Consider the following 10,842-nt stretch of genomic DNA (forward strand, 5'->3'; position numbering starts at 1 on the left):
TGTCGCATACAGAACCCAGCTTACACAGAGCGCCTGAAAAGGCTTTTATGAGTGTCCAAGATTTGGGGGCCAGTTCAATGTTCAGACGGCCTTTATTTTTAACAATCGATTTTAAAACCGATTATGCGCCGCGTTTTTCCAAAGCAGCAACGGCAGGCAACTCTTTGCCTTCCAAGAACTCAAGGAACGCACCGCCGCCGGTAGAAATGTAGCTGATTTGATCGGTTACGCCGAATTTGGCAATCGCCGCCAGCGTGTCGCCGCCGCCGGCAATCGAGAACGCATCACTTTGGGCAATCGCTTCAGCCAATACTTTGGTACCGCCGGCAAATTGGTCAAACTCAAACACGCCGACTGGGCCGTTCCATACGACCGTACCAGCGGCTTTGAGCAACTTGGCAAGTGCGGCGGCGGATTTCGGGCCGATGTCCAAAATCATGTCATCTTCGGCAACGTCGGCAATGTCTTTTACCACCGCTTCCGCATCGGCGGCAAAGGCTTTAGCGACAACCACATCGGTCGGCAGCGGAACAGAGCCACCTTTGGCCGCCATTTTCGCCATGATTTTTTTGGATTCTTCCACCAAATCGTGTTCGGCCAAAGATTTGCCGATGGCTTTGCCTTCTGCCAACAGGAAGGTATTGGCAATGCCGCCGCCGACGATGAGTTGGTCGACTTTGTCGGCCAAAGATTCGAGGATGGTCAGTTTGGTAGACACTTTGCTGCCGGCAACAATGGCGACCATCGGATGAGCCGGTTGTTTCAGGGCTTTGCCCAAAGCGTCGAGTTCGCCCGCCATCAACACGCCGGCGCAGGCAACCGGTGCGGCTTGGGCAACGGCTTCAGTCGAAGCTTGGGCGCGGTGGGCGGTACCGAATGCGTCGTTGACGAACACGTCGCACAAAGAAGCGTAGGCTTTGCCCAGCTCCAAGTCGTTTTTCTTCTCTCCTTTGTTGATGCGCACGTTTTGCAACATCACCACATCACCAGCGTTCAAGGTCGGTTTGTTTTCACGCCAGTCGTTCAATACTTTCACGTCTTTGCCCAACAGTTTGCCCAAATGCGCGGCAACAGGCGCTACATCGTCTTCAGGATGGAATTCGCCTTCGGTCGGACGGCCCAAGTGGGTCATCACGATAACGGACGCGCCGTTGTCCAAGCAGTATTTGATGGACGCGAGCGAGGCGCGGATACGGGTGTCGTCGCTGATTTTGCCGTCTTTGAACGGCACATTCATATCGGCGCGGATCAGAACGGTTTTGCCTTGAACATTTTGTTCGGTCAGTTTCAAAAATGCCATGATGATTCCTTTGTGATGGTTGGAAACGGGAATGTTTGGGATTATCCGCGAATGAGGGGCGACGGTAAAGATTGGCAACGGCCGCGCTTGATGTGAACCAGCAGATAAAGCCCGGGCCGTCTGAAACATTCGGCCAATCTTTCAGATTTTCCGCTATACTTTGGCGATTGATTTTCATTTTACGGATTGAACCATGTTACGCCGAATTGCTTTAATGCTTGCCTTCGCGCTGCCTACCGCCTCATGGGCGCAGACGCTTTCTGAAACCCTGCCCAACGGTCTGAAAATCATCGTCAAAGAAGACCACCGCGCGCCTGTGGCCGTTTCGCAGATTTGGTACAAAATCGGCAGCGTGGATGAAAAACCGGGCAAAAGCGGCCTGAGCCACGCTTTGGAACACATGATGTTTAAAGGCACGAAAGACGTTCCCTCCGGCGAGTTCAACCGCCGCGTGTCCGAGCTGGGCGGACAAAACAATGCCTACACCAGTCGCAATGAAACGGTATATTACGAAAACGTCGCTGCCGCCAACCTGCCCGAGATTCTGAAGCTCGAGGCAGACCGCATGCACAACCTCAACTTCAGCGACAAAGAATTCCTCAACGAGATGAACGTCATCCGTGAAGAACGCCGCCAGCGCACGGAAGACACGGCCGACGGCAAAATGTGGGAACAAGCCTATCTTGCCGCCTTTACCCAACCGTCCATGCGCGCCTCCGTCATCGGCTACATGAAAGATTTGCACACCCTAAAAGCCGACGACCTGCGCGCGTGGTACAAACAATATTACGCGCCCAACAATGCCGTATTGGTCATTGTCGGCGATGTCGATGCCAAACAAACGCTTCAGACGGCCGCCAAACTCTTTGGCGATATTCCCGCCAAAGCCCAGCCGCCGCGCAACAAGCTCCATACCGAACCCTATTTGCGCAAGCCTGTTACAGTCAAAGCCACTTCTCCGGTCACACACCAGCCGCTGATTGCCATCAACTTCCGTGTGCCGAAACTCCAAAAATTCAATGACGCAATGCCTTTCGCCCTCGACGTCCTCTCCGATATTTTGGCAGGCAACGCGTCCAGCCGTTTTGATAAAAACCTCGTGCGCGGCAAGCAAACCGCATTGAACGCAGGAACGCATTACGACATCATCAGCCGTGAAATGCCGCTGTTCAGCGTAATGGCCATGCCTGCCGAAGGCGTGAAAACCGATACTCTGATTGCCCAGCTGCGCCAAGAAATCAAAGACATTGCCGACAACGGCGTTTCCGAAGAAGAATTGCAGCGCGTCAAAACCCAAGCAGCGGTCAACGAAATCTACGCCAAAGACTCCATGTCTTCCCAAGCCTCCATGATGGGCCGCCTCGAAGCGCGCGGTTTCCAATATACCGACGAACAAGAAATCCACCGCCGCCTGCAGGCAGTCAGCGCGCAAGAAGTACAGGCTGCCGCCCGGATGTTGACCGACGAACGCATGAGCACCGTCATCATCGAGCCGCAAAAACCTGCCGCCGCGCCAAGCAAAAAAACTGCCAAACGCCGATAAACATCAGGCCGTCTGAAAGCCCATACCCTTTCAGACGGCCTTAACAGAAAGCCACAACATGAAACCCACCCTGCTCACCCTTGCCCTACTCCTGCCCTTAAGCGTCCAAGCCGCCACCGACATCCAACGCTGGCGCAACCGCGACGGCACCCAAATCCTCCTTGTCGAACGCCACGAAAACCCCATCATCGACCTTGAAGTCAGCTTCAAGGGCGCAGGCAGCGTCGCCAATCCGGACGGCAAAAGCCAAGTTGCCGAATTTACCGCCGCCCTCCTGACCGACGGTACCCAAGAGCTGGACGAAGAAGCCTTCAATGCCGAAGCCGACAACATCGGTGCGCACATCAGCAGCGACAGCAATGCCGAAAGCGCATCCGCAGGCTTCCGCAGCCTCAGCAAAGCCGACATCCGCGACAAAGCCGCCAACTTGCTCAACCACTCGCTGACCCGTCCGCGTTTTGACGAAGCCGTTTTCCGCCGCCGTCAAATCCAATCCATTACCGGCTTGCAACAACAGGAAACCACCCCCGACTACACCGCCACGCGCGAACTGACCAAACTCATCTACCCAAACCACCCCTACGGCAGCGGCGCAAACGTAACCGTTGACAGCCTCAAACGCGTTAGTCTGGACGACATCCGCGCCTTCCACCGCACCCACTACGGCAAAGACAACGCCATCGTCGCCATCGTCGGCGACCTCAACCGCAAACAGGCAGAGCAACTGGTCGAGCGCGTCCTCAAAGACCTGCCGGCCAAAGCCACCGCAACCCACGCCATCCCGCCCGTTCCCAAACAAACCGCCCAACGCCGCGACATCCCCTTTGCCGGCACGCAGGCACAAGTCCTGCTCGGCACTTCCCTCTTCAAACGCCATGACCCCGACTATTACGCCCTCGTTGCCGGCAACTACATCCTCGGCGGCGGCGGTTTCGACAGCCGCCTCATGAAAGTTTTGCGCGACCAACACGGCTACACCTACGGCGTATACAGCAGCCTCGCCCCGGCGACAGAAGAAGGCACGTTTACCGTTTCCTACTCCACCCAAAAGAAAAACACCAAAGCCTCACTGGCTGACACCCAAGCCGTCATTGAACAGTTTATCGCCGAAGGCCCAACCGAAGCCGAGCTGAAACAGGCCAAAGCCAACATCGTCGGCGGCTTCCCCCTGCGCTACGACTCCAACGACAAACTGCTCAACTACCTGAGCCTGATCGGCCTCTACGACCTGCCCAACGACTACTTGGAAGCCTACCCCAAAGCCATCAACAGCCTGACCGTCGAACAAGTCCGCGACGCATGGCAACGCCGCGTCAAATTCAAAGACCTCAACATCGTCGTTGTCGGCGCAGAATAAAACGCTTTAAAACAACAGGCCGTCTGAAAGATTTTTCAGACGGCCTTTAGCTTTGTTTAAAATCAATCAAACCATTTGTAGATAATTGGTAGAATTTAAGTCCTCTTTTTACATTTTCTTTTGATTTTACTTAAGAAATCCTCGCTCCATGTGATTGGGATTGCACGATTTGTTTTTGTTGCTCCTCATATTCAATTTGTTGTGCTGTTTGCTGAATTTGGCTCAGGCTTTCCTCTACCGGCGTCTTAGCCGCTTCCCACATATCTACAGAAGCCATTATTAATCCGGGGGCTTTGTGTCCGATCAAGACTTCCCCATTACCTTTAATATTGATTAAAGACACATCACTCATCTTGTTTGTATAAGCCACTGAAGCTAACGACATCGCAATATTGTCCAAACTATTTGCATCGTAAACGATGTTTTTCTGGGCACAAAAATCAGCAAAAATCTGTTTCCCTTGATGATAGATTTTTTGGGCGTTTTGCGGCATATCCTCAATAGTTAAAGCCGTTGGTTTATCAATATCCGCCGCGTATTGATCGCGTTCATCCCTTTCATCCAAAGACATCATATTCGGATCTTTTTCGATAAGGTCACGGGTTTTTTGGTACATTTCGTTGGCATTCTGCTCAATGTCTCGCCAACGCCCCAGCAGGCTTTTATCATATAAGGCTGGTGATTTTTTCAGCTTATTAAATAACCCTCCTCCTTGACGAAACAGAAGAATACCTGTTTCTTCCATCAGAATATCTGGTTTTTCTTGGTTCGATTTCTCCGATTGGAGTCTTTTGAAGTCCTTATCCGTAATATTGACAAATGGCAGCTTGTCGGTATCGGTATAGACAAGGGGCACAGCCCTGCCTATACCTTTCGGATCAATAACTTTCTTGAACCCGGCGTTTGCCGTATCTACCATCATTTTTAGCATCCTGCCCGAAGCGTCTTGGGAAGATGAACCGCCGATAAAGTCGAAGTTGTCGTTTTTAGGCGTGATTCTGAGGTTGCGGATTTCTCGGCTGCCGTCGGGTCGGACGAAGAATTGAAGTTTTCTAAGATCATCAGGTGTAACAACTACTTGTGTTGAACCGAAGATAAAAGCACGTTCGACATAGTCTGAAGATGAAGTGTCGATTCCATATTGAGAAATAGCGACAGTAAAACCTTTTCCTGGAGTCGTACTGTAGAAACCATTTTTCCAACTGTTAAATCGTTCTATCCCATAGATTTTATTGCCAATCTCATCGAAAGAATAAGGTGTATTTCTTGCAGGTAAATTCGAGGCTTTAAAAAAATTTTCAAACATCTTGAAATCTGCTGCCGTGGCATATCTGCCTGCACCATTTTTCATATAGTCGGTTGCGTCAATTTTTACTGGTGTACGATTAGCTGATGTTATCGATATTCCCATATCTTCTCTTTTGGGTGGTATCGGGCTGTTCCACAAATATTGGGATAAAATTCTATCTACTGTAACATCGGATACAGCTAAAGATTTTTGGTTATCTGACATGATAATGTTGCTCCTCGTTAAGAAAATAAGTTATTTGACATAAAAAGGCTGCCACAAAACATCTCCGCAATTGTTCATGAATAATATTTCTGTAGCGTATTGTTGATACGTTCTCTCTTTATTTTCATTCCATCTATGCAGTCCAGGATCTACACCAGTAAATTTAAAATAAAAATGACCTACTCCATAATCTTGAATATTGATATTTTGAGGTATGCTATTTTCTGGAAAAATTGCTGCTCCTTCCAAATAGGTAATTAAAGCATCTTTTTTAATTATTGGTTCAGCCTCTTTTTTACTTAAAACTGTACAGCAATCAGAACCATACACATTGGCACCGTTCTTACTGGGACCTCTAAGAATCAAAGTAAAACCTTTATTGTCATATTGTTCCAAATAGTTTCTCAAATCATTTTCCTGTCTGATTTCCTTTTTAGGATATTTTGCCAACAATGACCCGTCTGCTGGGTCTTTCTCCGCCAAAAACATCCTGTCCCATTGCTCATTGGTGTAATCTTGCGAGACAAACCAGACGCTACAGGCTTTTTCGTGACGTACGCAGTCTGCACCCGTAGAATAATCCCGTCCGCCCTGATTGGTGGTCATGTTGGCCTTATAGGCTTCTGTTTCTCCCAATAACCTGCCTGCAAAGCTGACCATTGCTTTCCTGTGTAATTCTGCGGGCGTGTAAAACTTCCTGTCCCGCCAGCAATAGCCCGCCCTGAGTTTTTCCCTGTATTCCTGTTCCGAAACTCCGTCAGGCTTGGGGTCTTTGGTAATCAATTCTTTCCAGTATTGATATTTGTCGGGCGTGGTATATTGATATATACCGAAGCCTGCTGCCGCCAATGCAGCGATTACCAGTAGGTATTTGTAGATTCTATTCATTTGATTGCCTTCAATTAATAATTAAGGTCGTCTGAAACTTTTCAGACGACCTTTTATCGTTCAAGCTAGGCTTTACTCAACCGTTACCGATTTAGCCAGGTTGCGCGGTTTGTCCACATCCGTACCGCGTGCGAGGGCGGCGTGGTAGGACAGGAGCTGCACGGGGATGGTATGCACGATCGGCGAGAGTACGCCGACGTGTCGCGGGGCGCGGATGACGTGCACGCCGTCGGTGGCGTTGAAATTGCTGTCCAAATCGGCAAAGACGAAGAGTTCGCCGCCGCGTGCGCCGACTTCCTGCATATTGGCTTTGACTTTGTCCAGCAAGCCGTCGTTCGGTGCGATGACGACGACGGGCATGTTTTCGTCCACCAATGCCAGCGGGCCATGTTTCAATTCGCCTGCGGGATAGGCTTCGGCGTGGATGTAGGTGATTTCTTTCAGCTTCAACGCGCCTTCGAGAGCGATCGGGAAGTGGATGCCTCGACCTAAAAACAGTGCGCTGTTTTTCTTGGCGAATTTTTGCGCCCACGCGGCGATTTGCGGCTCAAGGTTGAGGGCGTGTTGGATGCTGCCGGGCAGTTGGCGCAGTTCTTCGACGTATTCATGCGCTTTTTCGGCGGAAACAAAGCCGCGTTGTTTGCCCAGCGTTACCGCCAAGCCGAACAATACAACCAGTTGCGTGGTGAACGCTTTGGTAGAGGCAACGCCGATTTCTGCGCCGGCACGGGTGTACAGCACCAATTCGCTTTCGCGCGGCAGGGCGGATTCCATGACGTTGCAGATGGATAGGCTGTGTTTGTGTCCTAAAGACTGCGCGTATTTCAGGGCTTCCATCGTGTCCAAGGTTTCGCCGGATTGGGAAATGGTGATGACCAATTGTTTTGGATCGGCAATCACGTCGCGGTAGCGGTATTCGCTGGCGATTTCGACATCGGTCGGGATTTTGGCGATGGATTCGAGCCAGTATTTAGAGGTCAGCGCGGCGTAGTAGGACGTGCCGCAGGCAAGGATTTTGATGCTGCGGATGTCGTCGAACACTTCGCGTGCGTTCGCGCCGAAGTTTTCAGGTTCGAAGCCACCGTCAAGGAAAACTTCGGCGGTATCGGCGATGGCACGCGGCTGTTCGTGGATTTCTTTTTGCATGAAGTGGCTGTACGGGCCCAACTCCAGCGAAGCGAGCGACAATTCGGATACTTTGACTTTGCGTTGGGTGTCGGCACCGGTTTTGTCGATGAGTTTTTCGATGCCGTTCGCGCTCAATACGGCGATGTCGCCGTCTTCCAAATAGGCAATGCGGCGGGTAAAGGCGATGACGGCGGAAACGTCGGAGGCGATGAAGGTTTCTTGGTCGCCCAATGCCACCAAGAGCGGGCAGCCCATGCGTGCGACCACCATTTCTTCGGGTTTGTCCTGCGCCATCACGGCGATGGCATACGCGCCGTGGAAACGGGCGGTAGCTGCGCGGACGGCTTCAAACAGTTTGCCGCCGTTTTGGGTGTATTCGTGATTGACGCTGTGGGCGATGACTTCGGTATCGGTTTGCGATTCGAAGGTGTAGCCCAAGGATTGGAGGCGTTCGCGTTCGGCTTCGAAGTTTTCGATGATGCCGTTGTGGACAACGGCAATCATGCCGCCGGAGATGTGGGGGTGGGCGTTGGGTTCGGTTACGCCGCCGTGGGTCGCCCAGCGGGTATGACCGATGCCGATGTGTCCGAACACGCCTTTTTCGCGCGCGGCGTCTTCCATCAGCTGCACGCGGCCGACACGGCGCACGCGTTTGATTTTGCCGTCTGCGTTGACGGCGATACCCGACGAGTCGTAGCCCCGATATTCAAGGCGTTTGAGACCGTCGGTCAGAAAATCGACTACATTGTGATTGGCGCGAATAGCACCTACGATACCGCACATATAAGTTCCTTAGTATCAATATGGGGCAGTAGCCCCGTTGGTAAAATCCGCAACGCTGACTTTCAGACGGTACGAGGTATTGTTTCAAGTTTTTCGGTGCCATTACTAACTAAAAGAACGGCCACCAAAACTTTTCTCAACTACTTCCCGTTGTGCTTCTTGGGCAATAGTTTGTTGTTCTTCTTGCTTTATTTTCTCCTGAACTTTGGCATCAAAAGCATCAACGATATCTTTATTGTCTGCTAACAACTGTTTGGTAAACGAACCGTCTTTATCGTTAATCAGGTTGTTAACTAAAGTACTAAAGTCATCATATGAAAATTGCGTACCTACTTTCTTATCTTCTCTCTGTTTAATTTTATTTATGGATTTTTCAGGATCAATAAATAGGTTTCTAATTTCATTATGATTATCTTTTTTATTCCCTTCTAATTTAACAGGATTGTCAAGAGGAGTTGTTTTAACACTATTCCATTTATCAAAAAGACTATTATCTTTTTCTATGATATTTAATTGAGAGATTAAAGTTGCGCCTAATACTGCCTCTTTTCGACCAGTTTCTATATAGTCCTTTTTGCCGCTGGCTTTAATAAAGCTATCAATTCTACTATCTACTTCATTGACTGAATGAAATTTCCCATCTTTAACTTCTTGCAAAACTTTTCTCCCCCACCTTTCACTTTGATTATAAAGTTTTGAAGTAACTGCTACTAAATGTGTTTTATCATCAAAAGATAACTCTTGATATAGTTTTGTTTCTTGTAAAGGAATAAAAATATTTTGCTCAATCTTATTGATCTGATTTACATCTCTAGTATGAACCCAAGTAATTCCATCTTCACTACTTAAGAATTGATTGAGCCTAGATTTAAACTCAGATGGCAATGGTCGCCCATCTTCTCTTTTTATCTCTTTACCTGTTCTTCCCAAATCATGAATTATCGCTTTTTCTTGAATTTCAGAGAGCCTCCAATCAGGTTTTTTCTCTAATGTCCATTTTTGATATGCTTCAACTAAATCTTTTGCAACTTCAGGATGCTGTCCTAAATCTGTTTGTATTGTTCCAATAGAATATCCACTATTTCCGATGGGATATAATTTCCCATCTCTAGTATTTGCTGCGATAGCTAATCTATAAGCTTTTGATTTTGATTCAGAAGAAACACCTACTGCAAAGTAAGCTATAGTTTGGAAATCTTCTTTACTTAATGTTTTATGTTGGTTGGTTGAATCTACCATTTCATACTCCTTATTTAGTTAAAATAAACTCATTGCCTTTTTTATATAATTTATTACCTGTCATATCATATTCAATAATTTTATTATTTTTTTTAATAAAATAACTTCCGTAATTTTCATATTCAGGACAAGATTTATACCAATTATTTCCTTCATCAGAACAATAATTTAAAAATAGTTTGTTTCCCTTCACATATCCTTTTAGTTTTCCACTTCCCCCGCTACCTGTCGAAATTCCTTCATTCCATATCCCTGTAACTAAATTACCCGTTTGTTTAAGGACCAATTCTTTCCCTCCAACGGTATCTCCAACCTGATCCGTATATAACCAAGTCCCTGAAAAAGATAATGGGCGAGCATTGGAAAATGCTGCCAAAGGAATTAATAAAAATATTGCGATAAGTTTTTTCATTATTTACCCTCTAAATATTACTAGTATCGTTTCTGAATTACTCTGTAACCATTTTCTCCAGCCTTACTTGTCCTTGCGCATAATTCGTTTTCGCAACGGACAATATCCGCCCGATTAATCCGTGTAATCATATCTACATTGAGCTTCTTACTCCGGAGAGCATTTGAATAAAACCAAAACAATGCAATTTTATCATTGATCAGATTGCTAACTAATGCACTAAAATCATTGTATTGTGCGTTTGATGAATGTTGCTACCCTTTTTGAATTTTATCTAAATATTCAGGAGTTAATTTTTGATAATACTCATCATACTTATTTTGTCTATCTGCCAAACCATTTAAACCACCATTAATATATTTTGTAGCTTGTCGTACATTCTCTTTGTGAGAATCCGGAACTCTTTTTTCCCAATATAAAATAGCTATTTTGGCCGCAACTTCTGAAGTTGCGGCTAATTCTGGTTTATTAATTAGATCGATCTGCAATTCTTTCGTAGCCATTTCATAATTACTGCGCCCAGTTAATTGAATATAGCCTCTACCTCGATAACGGTAACCTGTAGGAAAACGTTGCGTTGTTTACACCACAGGTTGAGAATGAAGCCTACAAGACCTCAAACGGCGTATCGCCGTTCAAACTGCGGTGTGGCTTCACAGTGTTATAGAAATTAACAAAG

Annotated in this window: 8 protein-coding genes and 2 pseudogenes; 2 read left to right on the forward strand and 8 right to left on the reverse strand. The window is 47.7% G+C overall.

Going from position 1 to position 10,842, the window contains the following annotated elements:
* Nucleotides 1-121 precede the first annotated feature (121 nt).
* Nucleotides 122-1,300: a phosphoglycerate kinase gene (locus ACTHTA_RS10895; protein WP_440364527.1), complete on the reverse strand. Its 1,179-nt coding sequence runs from the start codon at nucleotides 1,298-1,300 to the stop codon at nucleotides 122-124.
* A gap of 193 nt (nucleotides 1,301-1,493) precedes the next feature.
* Here ACTHTA_RS10895 and ACTHTA_RS10900 point away from each other — a divergent pair, with 193 nt between their 5' ends.
* Together ACTHTA_RS10900 and ACTHTA_RS10905 are read left to right on the forward strand one after the other, a co-directional pair.
* Entirely contained in the window at nucleotides 1,494-2,843 is a 1,350-nt protein-coding gene (locus ACTHTA_RS10900) for a M16 family metallopeptidase (RefSeq protein ID WP_440364526.1), read from the forward strand.
* A gap of 58 nt (nucleotides 2,844-2,901) precedes the next feature.
* The gene (locus tag ACTHTA_RS10905) at nucleotides 2,902-4,200 is read left to right on the forward strand and encodes a M16 family metallopeptidase (RefSeq protein ID WP_049329362.1); all 1,299 of its coding nucleotides are present in this window, start codon (nucleotides 2,902-2,904) and stop codon (nucleotides 4,198-4,200) included.
* 130 nt (nucleotides 4,201-4,330) lie between these two features.
* Here the strand turns inward: ACTHTA_RS10905 and ACTHTA_RS10910 are convergent, their stop codons facing one another.
* From ACTHTA_RS10910 to ACTHTA_RS10940, 7 genes and pseudogenes are all read right to left on the reverse strand, one after another.
* The gene (locus ACTHTA_RS10910) at nucleotides 4,331-5,713 is read right to left on the reverse strand and encodes a calcium-binding protein (protein ID WP_440364525.1); all 1,383 of its coding nucleotides are present in this window, start codon (nucleotides 5,711-5,713) and stop codon (nucleotides 4,331-4,333) included.
* Nucleotides 5,714-5,743: 30 nt separating this feature from the next.
* The gene (locus tag ACTHTA_RS10915; protein ID WP_308888448.1) at nucleotides 5,744-6,601 is read right to left on the reverse strand and encodes a hypothetical protein; all 858 of its coding nucleotides are present in this window, start codon (nucleotides 6,599-6,601) and stop codon (nucleotides 5,744-5,746) included.
* Nucleotides 6,602-6,673: 72 nt separating this feature from the next.
* Complete coding sequence (gene glmS, locus ACTHTA_RS10920) at nucleotides 6,674-8,512, reverse strand: glutamine--fructose-6-phosphate transaminase (isomerizing) (RefSeq protein ID WP_308888447.1); 1,839 nt, start codon at nucleotides 8,510-8,512, stop codon at nucleotides 6,674-6,676.
* Nucleotides 8,513-8,617: 105 nt separating this feature from the next.
* A complete protein-coding gene (locus tag ACTHTA_RS10925; protein WP_308888446.1) occupies nucleotides 8,618-9,751 on the reverse strand; it encodes a hypothetical protein in 1,134 nt (377 codons plus the stop codon).
* Between the two features lie 10 nt (nucleotides 9,752-9,761).
* Nucleotides 9,762-10,163: a hypothetical protein gene (locus ACTHTA_RS10930; RefSeq protein WP_308888445.1), complete on the reverse strand. Its 402-nt coding sequence runs from the start codon at nucleotides 10,161-10,163 to the stop codon at nucleotides 9,762-9,764.
* A gap of 254 nt (nucleotides 10,164-10,417) precedes the next feature.
* A pseudogene (locus tag ACTHTA_RS10935) lies at nucleotides 10,418-10,714 on the reverse strand (glycoside hydrolase family 19 protein); the annotation flags it as partial.
* A 55-nt stretch (nucleotides 10,715-10,769) separates the two neighbouring features.
* Nucleotides 10,770-10,842 (reverse strand): annotated as a pseudogene (locus ACTHTA_RS10940) (integrase core domain-containing protein); the annotation flags it as partial.

Source organism: Neisseria sp. P0013.S005, from assembly GCF_051958425.1.
GTDB classification, from domain to species: domain Bacteria; phylum Pseudomonadota; class Gammaproteobacteria; order Burkholderiales; family Neisseriaceae; genus Neisseria; species Neisseria subflava.

Bases quoted from the DNA above. Each gene is read 5' to 3' on its own strand.
- ACTHTA_RS10895 (WP_440364527.1), bottom strand. From the start codon at position 1,300: ATGGCATTTTTGAAACTGACCGAACAAAATGTTCAAGGCAAAACCGTT.
- ACTHTA_RS10900 (WP_440364526.1), top strand. From the start codon at position 1,494: ATGTTACGCCGAATTGCTTTAATGCTTGCCTTCGCGCTGCCTACCGCC.
- ACTHTA_RS10905 (WP_049329362.1), top strand. From the start codon at position 2,902: ATGAAACCCACCCTGCTCACCCTTGCCCTACTCCTGCCCTTAAGCGTC.
- ACTHTA_RS10910 (WP_440364525.1), bottom strand. From the start codon at position 5,713: ATGTCAGATAACCAAAAATCTTTAGCTGTATCCGATGTTACAGTAGAT.
- ACTHTA_RS10915 (WP_308888448.1), bottom strand. From the start codon at position 6,601: ATGAATAGAATCTACAAATACCTACTGGTAATCGCTGCATTGGCGGCA.
- glmS (WP_308888447.1), bottom strand. From the start codon at position 8,512: ATGTGCGGTATCGTAGGTGCTATTCGCGCCAATCACAATGTAGTCGAT.
- ACTHTA_RS10925 (WP_308888446.1), bottom strand. From the start codon at position 9,751: ATGGTAGATTCAACCAACCAACATAAAACATTAAGTAAAGAAGATTTC.
- ACTHTA_RS10930 (WP_308888445.1), bottom strand. From the start codon at position 10,163: ATGAAAAAACTTATCGCAATATTTTTATTAATTCCTTTGGCAGCATTT.